Here is a 21,532-nt window from a genome sequence, read left to right on the forward strand (position 1 = left end):
CTCGCTTGTAACGTTGCCGACGTGACCCATCTGGACCGGTGCGACGAGGCGGGCCGGACGTGGCTGACCGAGGCGATCGCCACGGTCGAGGCCGACGCCAACCGGTCCGCCGACACCCATCTGCTGCCCTTCCCGCTGCCCCGGGCCTGGGGGATCGACCTCTACCTCAAGGACGAGTCGGTGCACCCGACCGGCTCGCTCAAGCACCGGCTCGCCCGGTCGCTCTTCCTCTACGGGCTCTGCAACGGCTGGATCGGCCCGCGGACCACCATCGTCGAGGCGTCCTCCGGGTCGACGGCCGTCTCCGAGGCGTACTTCGCCCGGATGCTCGGGCTGCCGTTCATCGCCGTCATGCCCGCCTCCACCTCACCGGAGAAGATCACCCAGATCGAGTTCCACGGCGGCCGCTGCCACCTCGTCCGCGACCCGGCCAAGGTGGTCATCGAGGCCCGCTGGCTGGCCGAGGACTCCGGCGGGCACTTCATGGACCAGTTCACCTACGCCGAGCGGGCCACCGACTGGCGGGGCAACAACAACATCGCCGAGTCGATCTACGCCCAGCTCGCCCTGGAACGGCACCCCGTGCCCGCCTGGGTCGTGGTCGGTGCCGGCACCGGCGGCACCAGCGCCACCATCGGCCGGTACGCCCGCTACCGGCGGCTGCCCACCAAGCTGTGCGTGGTCGACCCGGAGAACTCCGCCTTCTATCCCGCCTGGCAGGCCGCCGACTGGTCGGTCCGCACCGGCCGGGGCTCCCGGATCGAGGGCATCGGCCGGCCCACCGTCGAGTCGTCCTTCCTGCCCTCGGTCGTGGACCGGATGGTGCAGGTGCCCGACGCCGCCTCGCTGGCCGCCATGCGGGCCGGCTCCCGGGTGCTCGGCCGCAAGGTCGGCGGCTCCACCGGCACCAACCTCTGGGGTGCCTTCGGGCTGATCGCCGAACTGCTGGCCGCCGGCCGGACCGGATCTGTGGTCACCCTGATCTGCGACGCCGGCGACCGCTACGCCGACACCTACTATTCCGACGAGTGGGTCGCCGGGCAGGGCCTCGACCTCACCCCGCACAGCGCGACCATCGACCGTTTCCTGACCACCGGCGCCTGGCCGGTCTGAGTCGTCATCCGCGGAGCCGACCGGCTCAGCGTTGGACGGCCAGCTCGGCCAGGCCCGGGTAGCGGACCACCCAGCCCTCCGGGTCCACGTCCAGCTCCGCGGTGAAGCCGTCGCTGGCGAACCGGACCCGCCCCGGACCCAGCGACGTGTACGTCTGCTCCGCCGGCACGACCACCAGGCTGGGCACCAGCACCCAGGCCACCGTCACCCGATGCTCGGCCTGCCCCGCCGCCCGCTCCAGCCCGAGTCGCCGGATCGGCAGCGAGTTGAACAGCGGCGACCCGCCCAGGTCGACGTCGACCGCGTCGGCCAGCCGGTCCGGGTCGTCGGTGCCGGGCAGCCCGGCCGGCGGATGCCCGGCCGCCCGCAGCGCCCGGTCCAGGTCACCCTCCTCGCCGGTGGTCACCCGCCACCGGTCGGTCGCCCGCTCCAGGCGTACGCTCCGCCGCCAGCCCGCCCCCTCGACCTCGACCTCCAACCGGCCGGTCGACCCGTCCGGCTCGGCGGCCAGCCGGTAGCGGCAGGTGAAGGCGACCGGGTCCACGGCCAGGATCGTGCCCTGTGCGGTGAGCCCGCTCCGGTCGTCCAGGGTGGCGTGCTCCGCGCCGGTGGTGTCCGTCCGGGTCCAGAAGAGCGACTTCGGCATCGTCGACATGAGGCGGACGTTACGCCAGATCCCCGACACCGGCAGCGGATGCGCCGACGCCGCCGCGGAACCGGGGTTCCACGGCGGCGTCGAGGTCAGCCCCCGGCGTCAGCCGGGCAGGTGACGCGGGGTCGTTCAGTGGGTGCGGGCGGGCGCCCGACCGCCGAAGCCACGACTGTCGTCGCGCCCACGGTCCTCGGAGCGGAAACCACCCCGGCCGTCCCGGTCGGCGAACCGGCGCTCGCCGGCCGGACGGTCGGCCGCGAAGCCGCGCTCGCCCCGGGCGTCCCGGTCGCCGTAGGGACGGGGCGCCCGGTCGCCGTAGGGACGGCCACCGTCACGCTCGCCGTAGGCGCGGGGGGCGCGGTCGCCGTACCCGCCGCGGGTGTCCCGGTCGCCGTAGGCGCGCGGGGCCCGGTCGCCGTACCCGCCCCGGGTGTCCCGGTCGCCGTAGCGCCGGTCGCCGGACGGGCGGTCACCGTAGGAGCGGTGGTCGCCGGACGGGCGGTCACCGTACGAGCGCCGGTCGCCGGACGGACGGTCGCCGTACGAGCCGCGGTCGCCCGCGGGACGGTCGCCGTAGCCGCGCGGGCCCCGGTCACCGAAGGAACGCGGACCCCGGTCCCGGTCGCCGAAGCGGCGCTGCCCGGACGGGCGGTCCCCGTGCCGACGGGGCTCCGGCTCCTCGCGGACCGGCACGCCACTGGGCTCCCGGGCGCCGGTCAGCTCGGCCAGCGCCGGGTCACCGGCACGCACCCGGGTCTCCGCCGGCTCCACCCCGGCCTTCTCCAGCATCGCGAGCGTGGTCCGCCGCTGCTTCGGCAGCACCAGCGTGGCCACCGCGCCGGACTCGCCGGCCCGGGCGGTACGACCCGCGCGGTGCAGGTAGTCCTTCGGGTCCTTCGGCGGGTCGACGTGCAGCACCAGCGAGACGCCGTCCACGTGGATGCCCCGGGCCGCCACGTCCGTGGCGACCAGCACGTTCATCCGGCCCTCCTTGAACTCGGCGAGGGTCTTGGTACGCATCCGCTGGGTCTTGCCGCCGTGCAGCCCACCCGCGCGTACGCCCACCGCGGCGAGCTGCTCGACCAGCCGGTCGACGCCCAGCTGGGTACGGGCGAAGACCATCGTCCGGCCGTCCCGCGCGGCGATCGACGCGGCGACCGGGAACTTGTCGTGCGGCGGGATCAGCAGCATGTGGTGGTCCATGGTGGACACGGAGGCGGTCGACGGGGCGGTCGAGTGGGTGACCGGGTCGGTCATGAACCGCTTGACCAGCGCGTCGACGTCACCGTCCAGGGTGGCCGAGAAGAGCAGTCGCTGGCTGCTCGCCGGCGTCTTCGCCAGCAGCTCGGTCACCTCGGGCAGGAAGCCCATGTCGGCCATCTGGTCGGCCTCGTCCAGCACGGTGACCTCGATGTCGTCGAGGTTGCACACGCCCCGCGAGATCAGGTCGCCGAGCCGGCCCGGCGTCGCCACGACGATCTCCACGCCGCGGCGCAGCGCGTCGATCTGCCGGTCGTAGGGCACACCGCCGACGGCGGTCTTGAGGAAGATGCCGACGGCCTTGCCGAGCGGCAGCAGCGCGTCGTTGACCTGCATGGCCAGCTCGCGGGTCGGCACCAGCACCAGGGCGCGCGGGTGCAGCGGCCGGGCCCGGTTGAGCTCGGCGAGCCGGGCGATGATCGGCAGCCCGAAGGCCAGGGTCTTGCCGGAGCCGGTCTGGCCGCGGCCGAGGACGTCCCGGCCGGCCAGCGCGTCCGGCAGGGTGGCGCGCTGGATCTCGAACGGCGCGGTGATGCCCTGCCGGGCCAGCGCGCGGACCAGCTGGTCCGGCAGGCCGAGGGCGGCGAAGTCGGGGGAGTCGGCGCCCTCGGGGCGCTGCTCGACGGGGGCGGCCGGAGCCACCGGGGAGTCGGAGACGGACGGGGACATGCCGAGGTCAGCAGAGCTGGTCAAGTAAAACCTTTCGAGCGGGGCGCATCTTCGCGATGGCCCGCCGCGGCTGACCGCCGCCGAATCGCCCGCAAGATCGCCCATGGGCGCGCCGAAACGCGCGCCGGGTCAGTGATCTGTACCAGTGTACGGCGGCGCGGCGAACCGGCCAGCCGACCGCGAGGCGACAGTGGGCGGGCTCACCCTGGCTCGGCGGTCCTGCCCGGCGGCGCCGGACGGAGGCGGATCAGCGGGCTAGGACGTTGCCGACCAGCCCGTCCAGCGCGTCGTTGGCCAGGAAGAGGACCAGCACGCTGATCGCCACCAGCAGGGCGAGCGAGGCGGCCAGGACCACCACCACCCGTACCGTCCGGGATCGGGTGGTGGTCGGTTCCTCCGCCCAGCCCTGGGCCAGGATGTGGCCGGTCAGCGAGCCGGAGTTCTCCATCGGGTTGCTCGCCGGGAAGGAGACCGTCGCGTGGCCCGGACCCTCGGTGCCCCCGTACGCGGTGGTCGCCAGGTCCGGTCCGCCCCGGTACGGGGGCCGACCGCCGGGCGGGGCGGCCGGCGACCACGCGGGTCGGCCGGTGCCGCCGGGCGCCGGGGATCCGGCGGCCGGGCCGGTCGCCGGGGTCCGTTGGCCGGTCGGGTTGGTGGGCGGGGGCCACGCGGGCAGCGCCGGGGCGGGCACCACCGGTGGCGCGGACACCGGGGGTGCGACGACGGGCGCGGAAGCCACGGAGGCGGTGCCCCGGGGCATGGCCGAGGCGGGCGGCGGCGGGAACGGCGGCGCGGGCATCGGCCCGGGCGGGGCCGGCGGGCCCGGGATCGGCGGGCCGGGCGGCGGCGCGGGCGGGCCGGGCAGTGGCGGGACCGGGCCGGGCGGGGTGGGACCCGGGCGCGGCGGACCGGGGACCGGGCCGGGCGGCACCGGCACCGGCACCGGTTCGGGCGTCGGAGGCTCCGGCGGCATCGGCCCGGGTACGGGGGTGGGCGCGGGCTCCGGTTCGGGGGCGGGTGGGTTCGGCGGCTGGACCGGCTCGGGCGGCTGCACGGGCTCCGGCGGCGCGGGATCGACCGGGCCGCTCCGGTAGACGGTGGCGCCGGCCTGGGCGGTGGCGGTCGGCGCGGGTCCGATCGGGGAGACCCGGTTCAGGCCGGGAACCGAGGCGGTGGCCCGGGCGGCGCCGGCAGGGAGCCGCTGTTCCGGCACCACGGGCGGCGCCGGCCGTCCACCGTCGACGTCCTGGTCGTCGCTGCTGTGGGGCCGGGCGGTGGGGCCGCCGTCGGGCTGCGCGTTGCCGCCGGCGCTCCCGGCGGGCTGCTCGGCGCTGCCGAAGGCGGACCAGCTGCCCGGTTCGCTCACGGTGGCGCCGGGGCGGCGGCGCTCCAAGGGCGTGACCGCCGGGGCCTGCGAAGCGACCGGGGCCGCCGGGAGCGCAGGCACGGCAGGAGCCGCCGGAGTCGGGGCGCCGGCCCGGTAGGTGGTGGCGGTCGCCCGGCCACCCGGCACGGCCCGGCCGTCCGGCGGGGCCTCGGCGCCGGCCACACTCACCCGCCCGCGAGCCGGTGCCCCGGCCGGGACGGCGCTGACCGGACGTACGGCGGCATGGGGCTGGTCGTGACCGTCCGGTGCCTGCTCGGCCGGCACGGGGTCCCGGTCCACGGTCTCCGCCGCAACCTCTTGCTCACCCATGCTCGACCTCCGCGCCCACGCCCGCTACCGGACCGGTGGCGCCGGCCCGGGAGTGCCTGAGTGTCACGGTGCCACATTCCGGCCGTACCGCACAGTCGGAGCGGACGGTTGGGCTCAGCCGCCGGTGCTGGTGCTGGTGGACGGGTCGGAGGAGGTGCTGTCCGCCGGGGCGACGCTGGTGCTGTCCGCCGGGGCGACGCTGCTGGTCTGCACCGGGCTGGGCGCGGTGGTGGTCTGGGCCGGGCTGGGCGCGGTGGTGGTCTGCGTCGGGCTGGGGGCGGTGGTGGTCTGCGTCGGGCTCGGCGCGGTGGTCGTCTGCGTCGGGCTCGGCGCGGTGGTGGCCGGGGCGCTGGTGCTCGGAGCGGGCGCCGACGAACTGGGCGGGGTGGTCGGCGTGCCGCTCGGGCTCGGGCTGGAGGAGCCGGTGGGCGTGGGGGTCGGCGTCGGAGTACTGCCCCCGGTCGGGGTCGGGCTGGTGGTGCCGCCCGGCGACGTCGTACGGGTCGGGGTCGGCTTCGGCGACGCGGACCGGCTCGGCGTGGGCGCCGGGGCGGAGCTGCCGGTGGGGACCGGGGTCGGGATGGTGGTCGGCGCGGACCCGCCCGGGGTGCTGGGCACGACGGGCAGCGGAGCAGCCGGCCCGGTCACGGCCCCGACGACCCGGGTGGCGGCGTAGAGGCGGGACCAGCGGACGGTGGAGATCTTGACCAGCTCGCCCGTGCGGGGCGCCTCGACCATCTTGCCGCCGCCGATGTACATCGCCATGTGGTGGACCGTGGTCCAGCTGCTGCCCGAGGCGAAGAAGAGCAGGTCGCCGGGGAGCAGCGCGGACGGGTCGACCGTGCGGCCCCGGGTCGCGTAGTACTGGTCGCGGGCGACCCGCGGCAGCCCGTAGTAGCCGGCCGAGCGGTAGGCCGCCCAGACCAGGCCGGAGCAGTCGAACGCGTCCGGCCCCTCCTCGGCCCAGACGTACGGGTCGCCGACCTGGGCCAGCGCGTACCGGACGGCGGCCAGCGCCTGCGGGTGGGCGGTCAGGCTGCCGACGTTGCGCCCGACACCGGTCGGCCCGTTCAGATAGCCGACGCCGATCCGCTGCTCGACGACGTCCTGCTGCTGCTCGATCCGGGTCAGCTGGGTGGCGTTGTCCCGGCGCAGCGTGACCAGCCGCGTCTCCTGGGCGCGCAGCGCGCGCTGGGCGGCGGCGAACTGCTCGGCGACGTTGCGGTCCCGGGTCTGGGCGGCGGCGTACGCCTGCTCGGCCACCTGCGCGGCGGTCCGGGCCCGGGTCAGCTCGCCGGACGTGCCGGTCCTCGTCGGCTCGGTCCGCTCGCCGCGGGACAGGCGCTGGAACGCGGTGAGGTCCTGAAGGTTGCGGGCGAAGGCGCCGGGCGGCAGGGCGGCGGCCTCCTTCAGCGCCGACGCGGCGGCCTCGTCGGCCTGCTCCTGCGCCTTGGCCAGCGCCTCCTGGGCGGCGGTGCGGTTGCGTTCGGCGTCGGCGAGCTGGGTGGCGGTCTCGGCGCGCTGCTGGCGCAACGTGATCAACTGATCGCCGAGACTGCCCACCTGGGCGTCGACCGCGTTGATCAGGGTGAGCAGCGGGGCGTCCGCGGGGTTGGCCACCGGCGCCGCCGGGCTGGTGGTGGGCCGGCCGTCGACCGGGGCGACGCCCGGGGCGGGCGCGCCGGCCACGGGGGCCCCGGTGCCGGGAAGCTGCAGCGAACCGGTGGCGAGCGGCCGGGAACCGGCGTCGGGCACGGTGTCCGGGAGCGGGGGTTCGGCGTACGCGGGGCTGGCGATCACGGCGGCCACGATCGCGCCCAGCAGTGCCGACCAGAGCCGGGGGCGGAGTACCGGCGAGATCACCGGGCTCCGTCGACGCCGCCCTGGCCCGTGCCCGCTGTCGACCATTCCGCTCCCCGTCCGGCGTGGTGTCGCCGCGTCCGATGGGCACGGCGGAGGGAGGCTACCAGTGTGTGTCGCCTCCCAATCTGTCTTACCTCACGGACGCAGGGATGTCGATGTGCGGAGGGTGACGATGCACCGGAGAAGCGGTGAACTGGGTCGCTGCGCGCGCCCGGGCCGCCGCTTCGTCGGATGTCCGACGTAGGCTCGACCGGGACCGTAGGTGGAAGGGACGTGGCTTTCGATGGACGCCGGACTCAAGCGTGAGCTCGAAGCGAAGGTGTACGCCGGGGAGCGGCTGACCCGCGAGGACGGGATCGCCCTCTACGACAGCGACGACCTCTCCTGGTTGGGGCGGCTGGCGCACCACAGGCGCACCGAGCTGAACGGCGACCGGGTGATGTTCAACGTCAACCGGCACCTCAACCTCACCAACGTCTGTTCCGCGTCCTGCGCGTACTGCTCGTTCCAGCGCAAGCCGGGCGAGAAGGACGCGTACACGATGCGGATCGACGAGGCGGTCCGCAAGGCCAAGGAGATGGAGGACGAGCAGCTCACCGAGCTGCACATCGTCAACGGCCTGCACCCGACGCTGCCCTGGCGCTACTACCCCAAGGTGCTGCGCGAGCTGAAGGCGGCACTGCCGAACGTCAACCTCAAGGCGTTCACCGCCACCGAGGTGCAGTGGTTCGAGAAGATCAGCGGCCTGACCGCCGACGAGATCCTCGACGAGCTGATGGACGCCGGCCTCGAGTCGCTGACCGGTGGCGGCGCGGAGATCTTCGACTGGGAGGTCCGCCAGCACATCGTGGACCACGCCTGCCACTGGGAGGACTGGTCGCGGATCCACCGGCTGGCCCACTCCAAGGGGATGAAGACCCCGTCGACGATGCTCTACGGCCACATCGAGGAGCCCCGGCACCGGGTCGACCACGTGCTGCGCCTGCGTGAGCTCCAGGACGAGACCGGTGGCTTCCAGGTCTTCATCCCGCTGCGCTACCAGCACGACTTCGTCGACTCCGCCGACGGCAAGATCCGTAACCGGATCCAGGCGCGGACCACGATGGCGTCGCCGGCCGAGTCGCTGAAGACCTTCGCGGTCTCCCGGCTGCTGTTCGACAATGTCCCGCACCTGAAGAACTTCTGGGTGATGCACGGCCTGTCGGTCGCCCAGCTCTCGCTGAACTTCGGCGTGGACGACCTGGACGGCTCGGTCGTCGAATACAAGATCACCCACGACGCCGACTCGTACGGCACCCCGAACACGATGCACCGGGACGACCTGCTCAACCTGATCTGGGACGCCGGGTTCCGGCCGGTCGAGCGGAACACCCGCTACGAGGTCGTCCGCGAGTACGACGCCGCCCCGGCCCTGGCCGAGCGGCGCGCCGAGCCGCAGCAGGTCTGGGCCTGAGCCGGCACCGTATCCTCGTCGCACGATGACCGGACAGCAGCGCGACCGCACCGCCGAGGGCGCCGGTCAGCAGAGTGGCTTTCCCCGCCGGGACGACCAGGGGCGTGTCCTGACCCTGGGCGACCTGCTGGGGATCAGCCTGGCCGGGTGGCTCATCGGGGTGCTGGCGCTGGTGCTCTTCGACTGGGCCTTCGCCGGCCTGGGCGCGGGGTCGTTCGGGCACACCAACGGCTGGCTGGCGATCATCCTGCCGGCGTGGCTGTTCTGGGACGACTTCCGGGCCTGGGAGTTCGGCGCGGCCCGGGTGGTCGCGGCCCTGGTCGCCGCCGCGCTCGCGGTGCTGGCCGGGCTGCTGGTCGCGGGGTTCGCCGCCGGCCTGGCGCCGCTGGCCACCGGCGCTCTCGCCGCCGCGGCCTTCACCCTGGTGTACGCGGTGCTGTGGTTCCGGGGCGTGCACTGGCTGGCCCGGCGGACGGGCTGAACGACCCGCCCGACGAGGGCGCAACGGCTGGCCCGGCGGACGGGCCGAACCTGGGCCCGGGGTGACCGGGCGTGGACGAACGGAGTGGGCACGTGAGCGCGGCGGTCAAGTACACGCTGGGCCGGATCGGGTTGTTCGTCGTCGTGCTGGCGGCCCTCTGGTTCGTCGAGATGAACATGTTCCTGCGGCTGATGCTGGCGCTGGTGTTCTCCGCCGCGCTCTCGTTCTTCCTGCTCAAGGGCTGGCGGGACGAGATGGCCGGCGAGATGGCCGAGGCGGCGGCCCGCCGGAAGGCCGACAAGGAGCGGCTGCGTTCGGCGCTGGCCGGCGACGACCAGCCCACTGACGACGAGCCCGGCGACCGACGCGGCTGACCGTCGGACCGGCCCCGATCAGCCCTTCAGCGGGCGGCTCATCGTCCGGTACTCGCCGGACCAGTAGAAGCACCGGATCCCGCGGTCGCCGCGCTGCCAGGCCCCCGGCGAGGGCAGCCGGTACATCGTGCCGGAGCCGGGCACCGGCCGCTCGTCCGCCGTGCCCCGGATCCGGCGGGCGATGACCTCTCGGCAGCGGTTGTGGATCACTGCCGGGTCGCGGCCGGCGAATTCGTAGGTGCCCTCCGGCGCGGTCCAGATCCCGACGTACTCGAAGTGGTGCGCCCTGGTGCAGCCGACCGGCCCCAGGTTCCCCCACTTGTCCTCGTCGAAGCAGGCGAGGCGCAGCGGTGACGGCCGGGTGAGCGCCCCGCGCAACGACCCGGTGCGCTGCGTGGCGGAGTGGTCGGGGGTTCGTCTGCTGGAACTGCCGTCGATGCTGGACAGGGCGAACAGGTCGCAGCGGTACCAACGGCTGCCGGTCGTCCAGTCCTTCGGTTCGGGGGTGACCACTCGGACGGACATCAGCCCGCCCCGCCAGTTCGCCCCCACGAACCTGGTCGCCCTGGCGTCACACGCCTTGAAGGCCGTCCGCATGTCCGCCGAGCCGGCGGGGGGAGGCGTGACCCGTGTGGCGGCCGTGCCGGTGAACGTCCCCACGTGGACGGTCTCGGTGCGGTGCGTCTTCGCGCAGTCCACCGCCGGGTACGCGAAGCGGTAGGCGACCACCTCCACCTCCCGGTGACAGGCCCCGGCCACCGGGACGGCTGAGTCTGCCGTGGGGGTGGCCGCGCTCTGCCAGGTCGGCGCCTCGGCCGAGTCGGCGCAGCCGCTCATCAGGGTGGCGAGCAGCAGCCCGAGTGCCGTACCGCGCAGCCGACGTCGCATCCCGATCCCCGTCCCGTGTGTCACGACAGCCGGCACAGCCTAGGCAGTCCCGGCCGTCCCGTGTGGCCCGTCCACGTACGGCGGGCTGGTGGCGGGCACCTAGCATGGCCGCCGTGAGCACTCGATCCGGCAGTTGGGTAACGGCGGCCTTCTTCTGGTTGCTGGGGCCGTTGGTGATCGTCTTCTGCCTCGGTGGCGGCATCCTGGGGGTGGGGCCGGCCTGGCGGGCGCAGTTCGGAGAGGGAACGACGGGCACGTTCACCGCGGACCGTACCGAGTGCCGGAAGGGCTGCCTGATCTACGGCGACTTCGTCTCGGCCGACGGTGGCGTGAGCCGGTCGGACGTCCTGCTGCTGGACGGGCCGGAGAGGATGGACCCGGGTGCCACCGAACCGGCGAAGTACACCGGTGGCGAGTCGTCGGTGTACTCCACCTCGGGCGGGGCGAGCTGGCTGTGGGTCCTCGGGATGGCCCTGGTCGGGGCGGTCGTCGCGGTGGGATGGCTCGCGTTCGGGATCTCCTGGCTTCGAGCCCGCCGACGTCGATCGGCGTGACCGGGCCGACCGGTCCAGGCGTCAAGGAGGGGCCCCTGCCATACCGGATGCGTTGACAGGGGCCCCTCCTTTCAGCTCACCAGTTGGTGGAGCCGGGGACGACCGGCCAGGGGCGGTCGGCCGGCTTGATCAGGTACGCGATGCCGCCGGAACCGCCGGCCACCGTGCCGTTGGCCCGGTACCGCTTGGTCCGCAGCCAGATCTGCTCGAACTGCTCCCGCTTGTAGACGTTGCGCACCTCGGCGTTGGACGACGAGGCGGGGTCGTTGACGATGACGTCCCCGTCGGCGGTGAAGCCGACCACCACGAACAGGTGCCCGGCGGTGCCGTAGTTCGAGCCGTCCAGCTCGGTGCCGAGGAAGGACTGCGAGGTGATGACGGGGATGCCGGCCTTGATGAAGCGTTCCACCTCGTCGAGGGAGTGCAGCCGGGTCACCTTCGCGTCGATGTCGGGGAAGCTGGCCGCGTACGCGGTGTTGAACGGCCAGTTGCCGGCGCCCTCGTACTCGTAGTCCCAGGTCATCCGGGCGGCGTGGGCGACCTGCGGGTCGGTGTAGCCGGGGGTGACCCAGGAGAGGTCGGCGGCCGACGGGCCGCGGCCGTAGTACTCCAGCACCATGGTGGTGGAGGTGGGGCTGCACCAGACCTGGCCGCCGCCGCCCCACTCGGGGTAGTTGCCCCGGTGGATCATCTGGGAGCGGGCCGGCACGGGCAGTTCGGTGCCCCAGGCGATGCCACCCTTGCTCGGGGTGACGGTGAACCGGTCCGGCACGTTGGAGGCCATCGCGCCGAGCATCCAGACCCGGGGCGAGGCGGCCTGCCCGGGCGCGCGGTAGAGGCTCAGCTTCAGCTGGTACGACCGCAGCAGCACGCCGGCCTTCGCGTCGTCGATGGCGAAGGTGTCGGTCCAGACGCTCGACCAGGGGTCGCCCTGCCCGTCCTGGGTGGCCCGCTTGATGTCCTGGTCGCCGGAGGCCCAGCGGCCCATCACGTACCAGGGGGTGTGGTCGCCGGTGTTGTAGGTGCCCTGGAGCTCGACCTGGATCCAGGTGCCGGCCGGGGTCTCGGCGTTCCAGGACGCGACCAGTTCGGTGGCGTCGAAGCCGACCTGCCGCTGCGGGGAGGTCCAGGTGGCGTACTCCCAGGTGCGGGTGGTGCCGCTGTGTTCGTCGGTGAACTCGCCTGTGCCGGCCGGCTCGCCGATGGTGATCCCGGTGCGGTGGCCCGGGATCGCGTACGTCCCGTGGTGTTCGCCGGTACGCCAGTCGGGGTGGCTGGACCATTCCTGCCAGGTGATCTGATCGTCGTGGGTGGGCACGGGCAGATTGTTGTCGGCCCGGGCCGGGGCGGTGGTGGCGAGCAGGGTGAGCGCGGTCACGCCGGCGAGGGCGACCGCGCGCAGGTTCGGTTTGACCATGGGAACTCCGCGAGGTGAGGTGAACGGGGGAGAGGTGTCCGGTGTCACCAGTTGGTGGAGCCGTCGACCTGCGGCCAGGCGACGCCGGTGGGCTTGATCAGGTAGACGATTCCGCCGGACCCACTGCCGGTGCCGCCGCTGGCGGTGGTCCGCTTGGTGCGCAGCCAGATCTGCTCGAACTGGCCGCGCTGGTAGACGTGCCGGACCGCGTCGTTGGTCGGCGAGGCCGGGTCGTTGGCGATCACGTCGCCGGTCGCGGTGAAGCCGATCACCGTCATCAGGTGCCCGGAGGTGCCGTAGCCGGCGCCGTCCAGCTCGCTGGCGAGGAAGGAGACGCTGGTGGCGACGGGGATGCCGGCGGCGATGAAGTGTTCCAGCTCGTCCAGCGAGTGCAGCCGGGTCACCTTCGCCTCCAGCCCCGGGAAGCTGGCCGCGTACGCGGTGTTGAAGGGCCAGTTGCCGGCGCCGTCGTACTGGTAGTCGAAGACCATGCGGGCGGCGTGGTCCACGGCCGGGTCGGCGTAGGCCGGGTTCACCCAGGCGAGGTTGGCGGCGGAAGGCTTGCGGCCCCAGTACTCGACCAGCATCTCGGTGGAGGTGGGGGAGCACCACGCCTCGCCGCCGTTGTCGTACTCGGGGTACTGGCCGGCGTGGATCTCCTGCGAGTAGCGCGGCACGGCCAGTTCGGTGCCCCAGGCGATCCCGCCGGCGCTGGGGGTGACGGAGAACCGGTCGGGCACGGCCGAACTCATCGCACCGACCGAGCGGACCACCGGCGTGACGGTCCGGGTCGGGTCGCGGTAGAGGGTCAGCCGGAGCTGGTACGCCCGCAGCAGCACCCCGGCGGCCGGGTCATCGACGGCGAGGGTGTCGGTCCAGACGCTGGAGGTCTTGTCGCCCTGCTTGTCGACGCTGGTCCGCTTGATGTCGGTGTCGCCGGAGGCCCAGCGGCCCAGCACGTACCAGGGGGTGCGGCTGCCGGTGGTGTAGGTGCCCTGGACCTCGACCTGGAGCCAGGTGCCGGCGGGGGTGTCGGCGTTCCACGAGGCGACCAGCTCGGTGGCGCCGAAGCCGACCTGGGTGAGCGGCGAGGTCCAGGTGCCGTACGCCCAGGTGCGCCGGGTGCCGGTGTGCGGGTCGCGGTACTGGGTGGTGCCGACCGGCGTGCCGAGGGCGAGGCCGGTCGCGGTGACGGTGGTGCCGGCGGTGGTGCCGGTGCCGAGGGTGGTGCCGGACCAGCCCTGCCAGGTGATCTGCTCGTCGTGGGTGACGGTGGTCGTGCCCGGGACGGGCCGGGTGGCGCCGGCCGGTGTCGTGGTGGCGAGCAGGGTGAGCGCGGTGAGGCCGGCGAGGGCGGCCGTGCGCAGGGGGTTCGTGACCATGGCAGCTCCACAGTGCTGAGGCGTCCTTGCCGTTCACTGTCCCGCCCGGAGGGAAGTTTCGCCAGGGTTCGAAGCATGGAAAATTGTTGCCGGTGTGAGGATCCGGTCGGGATGACGCCTCGATATTGATCTGAATTGATTGATCAGGTGAAGTGTGCGCAAGGACCCCGAGGAGGTTATCCATGGCCCTCCGCACGCCCACCCTCCGCCGCCGCCTGGCGCTCGCCCTCGCCGCCGGGCTCGGCCTCGTCACCCTCGCCGGCACCCCGGTCTCCGCACGGCCGGCGCCGGACCGCGGCGCCGAACCGGCCGCCGTCGCCTACCGGGTCGTCGGCCCCCGCACCCTCGCCGACCGGGACGCCGTCGCCCGCACCGGCGCCGCCATCGACCTGGTCGAGGACGGCCGGTTGTACGTCTCGGCCACCCGAAGAGAGGTCGCGGCCATCCAGCGCCTCGGCTTCACCCTGGAACGCGAGACCACACCCGCGCCGTCCGGCGACGTCGGCACCCAGGCGTTCCCGTCCGCCGACTCCAACTACCACGACTACGCCGAGCTGAACACGCTGGTGAACCAGGTGGTCGCCGACCACCCGACCATCGCCCGGCGGATCAGCATCGGCACCTCGTACGAGGGCCGGGACCTGATGGCGGTGAAGATCTCCGACAACGTCGGCACCGACGAGAACGAACCGGAGATCCTCTTCAACGCCCAGCAGCACGCCCGCGAGCACCTGACCGTCGAGATGGCGATCTACCTGCTCAACCTCTTCACCGACAACTACGGCACCGACTCCCGGATCACCAACATCGTCAACTCGCGGGAGATCTGGATCGTCCCCACCGTCAACCCCGACGGCAGCGAGTACGACATCGCCACCGGGTCGTACCGGTCGTGGCGGAAGAACCGGCAGCCCAACAGCGGCTCGTCGTACGTCGGGACCGACCTGAACCGGAACTGGTCGTACCAGTGGGGCTGCTGCGGCGGCTCGTCCGGCTCCACCTCGTCGGACACCTACCGTGGCCCGTCCGCCTTCTCCGCGCCGGAGACGTCCGCGCTGCGCAACTTCGTCAACAGCCGGGTGGTCGGCGGGGTGCAGCAGATCAAAGCGAACATCGACTTCCACACGTACTCCGAGCTGGTGCTCTGGCCGTACGGCTACACCACCGCGAACACCGCCACCGGGATGAACGCCGACCAGTACAACACCTTCGCCACCCTCGGCCAGCAGATGGCGGCCACCAACAACTACACCCCGGAGCAGTCCAGCGACCTGTACATCGCCGACGGCACCAGCATCGACTGGATGTGGGCGACCCACGGCATCTGGGCGTACACCTTCGAGATGTACCCGGGGTCGTCCAGCGGCGGCGGCTTCTACCCGCCCGACGAGGTGATCCCCGCCCAGACCTCCCGCAACAAGGAGGCCGTCCTGCTGCTGTCGGAGTACGCCGACTGCCCGTACCGGGTGATCGGGAAGCAGGCGCAGTACTGCGGCACCGGCGGGGGCGGCACCACCGTCTGGTCGGACACCTTCGAGACCGCGACCGGCTGGACGACCAACCCGGCCGGCACCGACACCGCCACCACCGGCCAGTGGGAACGCGGCGCCGCGCAGGCCACCAGCTCGTCGGGGGCCAAGCAGCTCACGCCGTACGCGGGCAGCAACGACCTGGTCACCGGTCGGCTGGCCGGCACCTCGGCGGGTGACTACGACGTCGACGGCGGGGTGACCAGCGCCCGCTCCCCGGCCGTGACCCTCCCGTCGAGCGGCACGCTCACCCTCTCGCTGGCCTGGTACCTGGCGCACGGCTCGAACGCGTCGTCCGCCGACTACTTCCGGGTGAGCGTGATCCACAACGGCGGCACCACCGCCCTGCTCAACGTCGCCGGGGCGGCCACCAACCGCAACGGCGCCTGGACGCTGTCGAACCTCGACCTCACCCCGTACGCCGGGCAGTCCGTCCGGATCCAGGTCGACGCCGCCGACGCGTCGACGGCCAGCCTGGTCGAGGCGGCCGTGGACAACGTCACCATCACCGCGTCCTGACCACCCACCGGCGGGGCCCCGACCCCCTCGGGGCCCCGCCACCCCACTGCCGGTCACCACGCGTGCGCTACCGTGGCACGGATCGTCCCGCAGCGAAGCCGGTGGGAAACCGGCGCTGTCCCGCAACTGTGATGCCCCGCCCGGACACGGGTGGGGACGAGCCAGGTCGCCTGCGGACGATCGCGACACGCGCTCTCGAGGAAGGGCGCCTCGCGGACGGGCGGCCCCTGCCCCCCCTGTCGGCGAAGCACCACGCTCCTCGACCGACAGGAGGACCGATGTCCAGACGTACCCCCCGGGTGTTCGCCGCCCTGCTCACGGCCGCCGCGCTGACCCTCGGCGCCTGCGCCGAGAAGAGCTCGGACACCACCCCCGCTGCCGGCGGGAACTCCCCGGCCGCCAGCTTCCCCGCCACCGTCGGCAAGCTGACCCTGACCAAGCGCCCCGAGAAGATCGTCTCGATGTCGCCGACCGCGACCGAGATGCTCTTCGCCATCGGCGCCGGCAAGCAGGTCACCGCGGTCGACGACCAGTCGAACTACCCCGCCGAGGCGCCCAAGAGCGACCTGTCCGGCTTCCAGCCCAACGCCGAGGCGATCGCCGGCAAGATCCCCGACCTGGTGGTGCTCTCCAACGACACCAACAAGATCGTCGACCAGCTCACCAAGCTGAAGATCCCGGTGCTGCTCGCCCCCGCCGCCAACACCCTGGACGACACCTACCGGCAGATCACCGACCTGGGCACCCTCACCGGTCACCCCACCGAGGCCGCCGACCTGACGAAGCGGATGAAGGACGACATCGCCAAGCTGGTCAAGGACCTGCCGCAGCGGTCGGAGAAGCTGACCTACTTCCACGAGCTGGGCCCGGAGCTCTACACCGCCACCAGCAAGACCTTCATCGGCTCGCTCTACGCGCTGGCCGGCCTGGAGAACATCGCCGACGCCTCCGACGCCGACGGCAAGGCGATGGGCTACCCGCAGCTCTCCCAGGAGGTCATCGTCAAGGCCGACCCCGACTTCGTCTTCCTCGCCGACACCAGGTGCTGCCAGCAGTCGCCTGACAAGATCAAGGCGCGCAGCGGCTGGGCCGGCCTCACCGCCGTCAAGAACAACCAGGTGGTCGCCCTCGACGACGACATCGCCTCCCGCTGGGGCCCGCGCGTCGTCGACCAGGTCCGCGCGATCGTCGACGCGGTCGCCAAGGTTCCCGCGTGACGGTCCACCACCGGTGACCGTGCGACCCACGGAGTCCGACCGGCCGGCCGGGGCGTCCCGCACGCCCCGGCCGGCCGGGCTGCGGCTGCGCTGGCTGGTCGCCGGCGTCGCCGCCGTGCTGGTCGCGCTGGTCGCCGGCGTCTCGCTGGGACCGGTCAGCCTGCCGGCCGGCAGCGTCGCCGTCGAACTGCTCAACCTGCTGCCCGGGGTGCACCTGGACAGCGGGCTCAGCGCCGGCGAGATCGCCATCGTCACCGAGCTGCGACTGCCCCGGGCGGTGCTCGGACTGCTGGTCGGCGCGCTGCTCGCCCTCGCCGGCGGCGCGTACCAGGGGGTGTTCCGCAACCCGCTCGCCGACCCGTACCTGCTGGGCGTGGCGGCCGGCGCCGGACTCGCGGTGACCGTGGCGATCGTCCTCGGGGCCGACGTCGAGGTGTTCAGCGGGATGTCGCTGACCGTGCCGCTGGCCGCGTTCGTCGGCTCCCTCGGGGCGGTGCTGATGACGTACCTGCTCGGGGCGGCCGGCGGGCGGGACCGCTCCCCGGCCACCCTGATCCTGGCCGGGGTGGCCGTCTCCGCGTTCCTCGCCGCCGGGCAGACGTACCTGCTCCAGCGGCACGCCGACAGCATCCAGCCGGTCTACTCCTGGCTGCTCGGCCGGCTCGCCACCGCCGGCTGGTCCGACGTGCGGCTGGTCCTGCCGTACTTCGCGGTCACCGCCGTGGTGGTGCTGCTGCACCGGCGGGAACTCGACGTGCTCTCCCTCGGCGACGACGAGGCGACCAGCCTCGGGCTGCACCCACAGCGCTCCCGCTACCTGCTGATCGCCGCCGCCTCGCTGGGCACCGCCGCCGCGGTCTCCGCCTCCGGCCTGATCGGCTTCGTCGGGGTCATCGTGCCGCACACCGTACGGATGCTCGCCGGCTCCAGCTACCGGGTGGTACTGCCGCTCTCCATGCTCTTCGGCGGCGCGTTCCTCGCCCTGACCGACGTGGTGGCCCGGACCGCCGCCGCCCCGCAGGAGATCCCGATCGGCGTGGTCACCGCGCTGCTCGGCGGCCCGTTCTTCGTGCTGATCCTGCGTACCGCCCGGCGGGTCTTCCCGTGACCGGGCGCGAGCCGGCGGCCGTCGAGGTGCGGGGCCTGCACGTCACCCTGGACCGGGTGCCGATCCTCACCGGCGTGGACCTGACCGTGGCGGCCGGCGAGTGGGTCACCGTGATCGGCCCGAACGGCGCCGGCAAGTCGACCCTGTTGCGCGCCGTCGGCGGCCTGCTGCCCGCCGGGGCCGCCGTCACCCTCTTCGGTACGCCGATCCGTGCCCTGAAACCCCGCCAGCGGGCCCGGGTGGTGGCCACCGTCGCGCAGTCCCCGGCGGTGCCGGCCGGCATGTCGGTGCTGGACTACGTGCTGCTCGGGCGCACCCCGTACATCGCCCCGCTGGGCCGGGAGTCCGCCGCCGACCTGGCCGCCGTGCACGACGTGCTGGCCCGGCTGGATCTGGGCGCCTTCCACGGCCGGGAGCTGGCCACCCTCTCCGGCGGGGAACGGCAGCGGGTCTTCCTGGCCCGGGCGCTCGCCCAGGGCGCCACCCTGCTGCTGCTCGACGAGCCGACCAGCGCCCTGGACATCGGCCACCAGCAGGAGGTGCTGGAGCTGGTCGACCAGCTCCGCCGCGAGCACGGGCTGACCGTGCTCGCCACCATGCACGACCTCTCCATCGCCGGCGAGTACGCCGACCGCCTGGTCCTCCTGGACGCCGGCCGGGTGGTGGCGGCCGGCCCGCCGGCCGAGGTGCTCACCGAGGAGCTGCTCGCCCGCCACTACCGGGCCAACGTCCGGGTCGTCCCCGGCGAGCACGGCCCCCTCGTCGTCCCGGTCCGCCGGGGGTGAGAGCAGGAACCCCCGGTCGACACCCCGGCCTCAGGCGAGGGCGATGATCGAGAAGAGCGCGCCGGCCGGGTCGCGGAGGGCGGCCTGCCGGCCCTGCGCGATGTCCCGCGGCGGCACCAGGATCGTGCCGCCCAGCTCGGCGGCGCGGGCCGCCGTGGCATCGGCGTCCGCCACCGCGAACCACACCGACCAGTACGCCGGCAGGTCCGCGGGATAGCCGTCACCCAACGGTGGGGTCATCCCGGCGACGATCCGCGCCCCGCACCGCCAACCCGTCCAGGTCACCCCGTCCACCTCGCGGTCCTCGGGGTGCCAGCCGAAGACCAGCTCGTAGAAGGCCTTCGCGCCCTCCGGGTCGGGGCTGACCAGCTCGTTCCAGCACATCGACCCGGGGGCGTTGAACAGCTCCGCGCCGCGCGTCCGCATCGGCTGCCAGACGCTGAACACCGCGCCGGCCGGGTCGGCGAAGACGCCCATCCGCCCCTGGTCGAAGACGTCGAACGGGGTGACCAGCACCTGCCCGCCGGCCGCCTCGACCCGGGTGGCCGCCAGGTCGGCGTCGTCGGTGGCCACGTACGTCGACCAGATCGGCACCTGGTCGGGGGTGGCCGGCGGACCCGCCCCGGCGACCGCCCGCCCGTCGGCGAGGAAGGTGGTGTAGCCGCCGGCCTCCGGCTGCGGCGCCACCCGCCCGGTCCAGCCGAACAGCTCGGGATAGAAGCGCTTCGCACCGTTCAGGTCGGGGGTGGCCAGGTCGGCCCAGCAGGGCGTACCGGGCTCGACGCCGCTCACGGGAACCCCTCTCGGCCGCAGCACGGCCCGCAGGCCGGAGGCGACCGGGACGGCACGCCCTGCCGGCATCGTGGCACCGGCACCGGCCCGGGCGGGGCGGAATCGGGCGAAACGTCAGCGGAACCGGCGACCCTGGTCCCGCCGGTACGCCCAGCCGGCCACCGCGGCCAGCACCACGATCCAGACCCCCAGCATGACCAGGGCCAGCGGGTCCGGCCGGCGGTCGGTCACCGCCGCCCACATCAGCTCCACCGCGCCCCGGGTGGGCAGGTAGGGCGCGATCGTGCGGACGAAGCCCGGCGCGTCGTCCGGCCCGGAGAGCAGCCCGCCGCCGAACGCCAGCGGAAAGAAGACCACCTGCGCGACCACGGTCGCGGCCCGACTCGGCAGCGAGTAGCCGATGGCGAGCCCGAGCAGGGTGAACGGCGCCGACACCACGGCCACGCCGAGGGCACCGAGCAGCAGCTGCACCGGGGTGACCCGGGCGGCGGTGGCCACCGCCGCGATCACCACCACCGGCAGCATGCTCAGGTAGGTCAACACCACCCCGGCCAGGATCCGGCCGGTGAACCGCACCGCCGGACCCGTCGGCAAGGTCCGGGTGTACGGATCCCAGGGCTGGTTGCGGTCCTCGGCGACGCCGATGCCGTACTGGAAGATGTTGGCGCTCATCACCGCGAAGGTGATCATGGCGGCGGTGGCGTACGTGGCGCCCACCGCGTCGTCACCGGCGAACGGCACCACGAAGAAGAGCATGGTGGCGGCGGGGAAGAACGCGCTGCCGACCACCGCGACCGGGATCCGGACGGTCTCCAGGAGTTGGTAGCGGGCGTGGACCAAGGCGAGTGGCACGGTCGGCTCCTCAGGCGCTCGCGGTCGCGACGTCGGCACGGTCGGCGGTGATGGCGAGGAACGCCTCCTCCAGGGAGGTCGGACGCACCTCCAGGTCACGGAACGGCACCCCGGCGCCGACCAGCTCACGGACCAGTTGGTCGGCGTCGGTGGTGAGCAGGTGGGTCCGGCCGTCGGTGCGTTCGGTGGCCACCACGCCGGGCAGGTCGGGCAGCTCGTCGGCGACGAAGCTGACCCGGTGCACCCCGACGATGCCGCGGATCGCGGCGACCGTGTCGTCGGCGAGCACCCGCCCCCGGCCGATCACCACCACCCGCTGGGCCAGCGCCTCGACCTCCTCCAGGTAGTGGCTGCTCAGCAGCACCGTCCCGCCCTCGGCGTGGAACGCCCGGATCGCCTCCCACAGGGTGTGCCGGGCCGCCACGTCCAGTCCGGTGGTCGGCTCGTCCAGCACCACCAGCCGGGGCCGGCCGACGAAGGCCAGCGCCACGGCGAGCCGGCGCCGCTGACCGCCGGAGAGCCCTCCGGTCTGCCGGCGTACCTGCTCGGCGAGGCCGAACCGGTCGAGCAGCTCGGCGCGGGGCACCGGGTCGGGGAAGTGCGCGGAGACGAAGTCGACCACCTCACCGACCCGCAGCGTGCCGGGCAGGCCGGTCTCCTGGGGGGTGACCCCGAGGGCGCGGCGGGAGGCCGGGTCGCGCGGGTCGCCGCCGAACAGCTCGACCCGCCCGGCGGTGGGGTGGCGCAGCCCGACCAGCAGGTTGATCAGGGTGCTCTTGCCGGCGCCGTTCGGCCCGAGCAGGCCGACGAGCTCACCGGCGCGGACGGTCAGGTCGACCCGGTCCAGGGCGAGCACCTCGCCGTACCGTCGGGTGACCTGCTGGGCGTGCGCGAGGATCATGGGGCTCCTTCGGGGTTGCGGTCCCGG

Annotated in this window: 19 protein-coding genes and 1 riboswitch; of the genes, 9 read left to right on the plus strand and 10 right to left on the minus strand. The window is 73.6% G+C overall.

The genetic code is table 11. The features are described 5' to 3' along the window. Window positions 1-21: 21 nt before the first annotated feature. Window positions 22-1,113: an L-cysteine desulfhydrase Cds1 gene (gene cds1 / locus GA0074704_RS04580; RefSeq protein ID WP_088969336.1), complete on the plus strand. Its 1,092-nt coding sequence runs from the start codon at window positions 22-24 to the stop codon at window positions 1,111-1,113. Window positions 1,114-1,138: 25 nt separating this feature from the next. On the opposite strand, the gene GA0074704_RS04585 is transcribed toward cds1, so the two are convergent. From GA0074704_RS04585 to GA0074704_RS04600, 4 genes are all read right to left on the minus strand, one after another. Further along, on the minus strand, window positions 1,139-1,759 hold the full coding sequence (locus GA0074704_RS04585) for a putative glycolipid-binding domain-containing protein (protein WP_088969337.1): 621 nt from the start codon (window positions 1,757-1,759) through the stop codon (window positions 1,139-1,141). 135 nt (window positions 1,760-1,894) lie between these two features. Next, a complete protein-coding gene (locus GA0074704_RS04590) occupies window positions 1,895-3,718 on the minus strand; it encodes a DEAD/DEAH box helicase (protein WP_231926758.1) in 1,824 nt (607 codons plus the stop codon). Between the two features lie 223 nt (window positions 3,719-3,941). Next, window positions 3,942-5,390, minus strand: a complete 1,449-nt coding sequence (locus GA0074704_RS29310; RefSeq protein ID WP_088969339.1) for a hypothetical protein — start codon at window positions 5,388-5,390, stop codon at window positions 3,942-3,944. A gap of 114 nt (window positions 5,391-5,504) precedes the next feature. Beyond that, complete coding sequence (locus GA0074704_RS04600; protein ID WP_088969340.1) at window positions 5,505-7,298, minus strand: C40 family peptidase; 1,794 nt, start codon at window positions 7,296-7,298, stop codon at window positions 5,505-5,507. A 238-nt stretch (window positions 7,299-7,536) separates the two neighbouring features. Here GA0074704_RS04600 and mqnE point away from each other — a divergent pair, with 238 nt between their 5' ends. The 3 genes from mqnE (at window position 7,537) to GA0074704_RS04615 (ending at window position 9,561) form a co-directional block, all read left to right on the plus strand. Next, window positions 7,537-8,706: an aminofutalosine synthase MqnE gene (mqnE, locus tag GA0074704_RS04605; protein ID WP_088969341.1), complete on the plus strand. Its 1,170-nt coding sequence runs from the start codon at window positions 7,537-7,539 to the stop codon at window positions 8,704-8,706. 25 nt (window positions 8,707-8,731) lie between these two features. Further along, on the plus strand, window positions 8,732-9,187 hold the full coding sequence (locus GA0074704_RS04610; protein WP_088969342.1) for a hypothetical protein: 456 nt from the start codon (window positions 8,732-8,734) through the stop codon (window positions 9,185-9,187). 92 nt (window positions 9,188-9,279) lie between these two features. Further along, the gene (locus GA0074704_RS04615; RefSeq protein WP_088969343.1) at window positions 9,280-9,561 is read left to right on the plus strand and encodes a DUF4229 domain-containing protein; all 282 of its coding nucleotides are present in this window, start codon (window positions 9,280-9,282) and stop codon (window positions 9,559-9,561) included. Between the two features lie 18 nt (window positions 9,562-9,579). On the opposite strand, the gene GA0074704_RS04620 is transcribed toward GA0074704_RS04615, so the two are convergent. Then, entirely contained in the window at window positions 9,580-10,449 is an 870-nt protein-coding gene (locus GA0074704_RS04620; RefSeq protein ID WP_088969344.1) for a septum formation family protein, read from the minus strand. Between the two features lie 113 nt (window positions 10,450-10,562). Here GA0074704_RS04620 and GA0074704_RS04625 point away from each other — a divergent pair, with 113 nt between their 5' ends. Continuing rightward, complete coding sequence (locus GA0074704_RS04625; protein WP_157743596.1) at window positions 10,563-11,003, plus strand: LapA family protein; 441 nt, start codon at window positions 10,563-10,565, stop codon at window positions 11,001-11,003. Window positions 11,004-11,079: 76 nt separating this feature from the next. Here the strand turns inward: GA0074704_RS04625 and GA0074704_RS29640 are convergent, their stop codons facing one another. Both GA0074704_RS29640 and GA0074704_RS04635 read right to left on the minus strand, forming a co-directional pair. Continuing rightward, the gene (locus GA0074704_RS29640) at window positions 11,080-12,420 is read right to left on the minus strand and encodes a peptidase C39 family protein (protein WP_088969346.1); all 1,341 of its coding nucleotides are present in this window, start codon (window positions 12,418-12,420) and stop codon (window positions 11,080-11,082) included. 44 nt (window positions 12,421-12,464) lie between these two features. Continuing rightward, complete coding sequence (locus GA0074704_RS04635) at window positions 12,465-13,802, minus strand: C39 family peptidase (RefSeq protein WP_088969347.1); 1,338 nt, start codon at window positions 13,800-13,802, stop codon at window positions 12,465-12,467. Window positions 13,803-13,984: 182 nt separating this feature from the next. On the opposite strand from GA0074704_RS04635, the gene GA0074704_RS04640 reads away from it, so the two are divergent. The 4 genes from GA0074704_RS04640 (at window position 13,985) to GA0074704_RS04655 (ending at window position 18,960) form a co-directional block, all read left to right on the plus strand. After that, window positions 13,985-15,850 carry a M14 family zinc carboxypeptidase gene (locus GA0074704_RS04640; RefSeq protein WP_088969348.1) on the plus strand — a complete coding sequence of 622 codons (1,866 nt, stop codon included), beginning with the start codon at window positions 13,985-13,987 and terminating at the stop codon, window positions 15,848-15,850. Between the two features lie 53 nt (window positions 15,851-15,903). After that, a riboswitch (cobalamin riboswitch) is annotated at window positions 15,904-16,042 on the plus strand. Window positions 16,043-16,128: 86 nt separating this feature from the next. Next, window positions 16,129-17,067, plus strand: a complete 939-nt coding sequence (locus GA0074704_RS04645; RefSeq protein WP_088969349.1) for an ABC transporter substrate-binding protein — start codon at window positions 16,129-16,131, stop codon at window positions 17,065-17,067. A 13-nt stretch (window positions 17,068-17,080) separates the two neighbouring features. Continuing rightward, a complete protein-coding gene (locus GA0074704_RS04650) occupies window positions 17,081-18,175 on the plus strand; it encodes a FecCD family ABC transporter permease (protein WP_377472276.1) in 1,095 nt (364 codons plus the stop codon). Continuing rightward, window positions 18,172-18,960 carry an ABC transporter ATP-binding protein gene (locus GA0074704_RS04655; protein ID WP_172880415.1) on the plus strand — a complete coding sequence of 263 codons (789 nt, stop codon included), beginning with the start codon at window positions 18,172-18,174 and terminating at the stop codon, window positions 18,958-18,960. The genes GA0074704_RS04650 and GA0074704_RS04655 overlap by 4 nt, the downstream gene beginning before the upstream one ends. A gap of 30 nt (window positions 18,961-18,990) precedes the next feature. Here the strand turns inward: GA0074704_RS04655 and GA0074704_RS04660 are convergent, their stop codons facing one another. From GA0074704_RS04660 to GA0074704_RS04670, 3 genes are all read right to left on the minus strand, one after another. Beyond that, complete coding sequence (locus GA0074704_RS04660; RefSeq protein ID WP_088969350.1) at window positions 18,991-19,752, minus strand: VOC family protein; 762 nt, start codon at window positions 19,750-19,752, stop codon at window positions 18,991-18,993. A 114-nt stretch (window positions 19,753-19,866) separates the two neighbouring features. Next, window positions 19,867-20,604: an ABC transporter permease gene (locus GA0074704_RS04665; RefSeq protein ID WP_088969351.1), complete on the minus strand. Its 738-nt coding sequence runs from the start codon at window positions 20,602-20,604 to the stop codon at window positions 19,867-19,869. A gap of 10 nt (window positions 20,605-20,614) precedes the next feature. Continuing rightward, entirely contained in the window at window positions 20,615-21,505 is an 891-nt protein-coding gene (locus GA0074704_RS04670; protein WP_088969352.1) for an ABC transporter ATP-binding protein, read from the minus strand. Window positions 21,506-21,532 lie beyond the last annotated feature (27 nt).

This window comes from Micromonospora siamensis (assembly GCF_900090305.1).
Lineage (GTDB): Bacteria > Actinomycetota > Actinomycetes > Mycobacteriales > Micromonosporaceae > Micromonospora > Micromonospora siamensis.

Bases quoted from the DNA above. Each gene is read 5' to 3' on its own strand.
- GA0074704_RS29310 (WP_088969339.1), bottom strand. From the start codon at position 5,390: ATGGGTGAGCAAGAGGTTGCGGCGGAGACCGTGGACCGGGACCCCGTG.
- GA0074704_RS04600 (WP_088969340.1), bottom strand. From the start codon at position 7,298: ATGGTCGACAGCGGGCACGGGCCAGGGCGGCGTCGACGGAGCCCGGTG.
- GA0074704_RS04670 (WP_088969352.1), bottom strand. From the start codon at position 21,505: ATGATCCTCGCGCACGCCCAGCAGGTCACCCGACGGTACGGCGAGGTG.
- GA0074704_RS04610 (WP_088969342.1), top strand. From the start codon at position 8,732: ATGACCGGACAGCAGCGCGACCGCACCGCCGAGGGCGCCGGTCAGCAG.
- GA0074704_RS29640 (WP_088969346.1), bottom strand. From the start codon at position 12,420: ATGGTCAAACCGAACCTGCGCGCGGTCGCCCTCGCCGGCGTGACCGCG.
- GA0074704_RS04640 (WP_088969348.1), top strand. From the start codon at position 13,985: ATGGCCCTCCGCACGCCCACCCTCCGCCGCCGCCTGGCGCTCGCCCTC.
- GA0074704_RS04645 (WP_088969349.1), top strand. From the start codon at position 16,129: ATGTCCAGACGTACCCCCCGGGTGTTCGCCGCCCTGCTCACGGCCGCC.
- GA0074704_RS04635 (WP_088969347.1), bottom strand. From the start codon at position 13,802: ATGGTCACGAACCCCCTGCGCACGGCCGCCCTCGCCGGCCTCACCGCG.
- GA0074704_RS04620 (WP_088969344.1), bottom strand. From the start codon at position 10,449: ATGCGACGTCGGCTGCGCGGTACGGCACTCGGGCTGCTGCTCGCCACC.
- mqnE (WP_088969341.1), top strand. From the start codon at position 7,537: ATGGACGCCGGACTCAAGCGTGAGCTCGAAGCGAAGGTGTACGCCGGG.
- GA0074704_RS04585 (WP_088969337.1), bottom strand. From the start codon at position 1,759: ATGCCGAAGTCGCTCTTCTGGACCCGGACGGACACCACCGGCGCGGAG.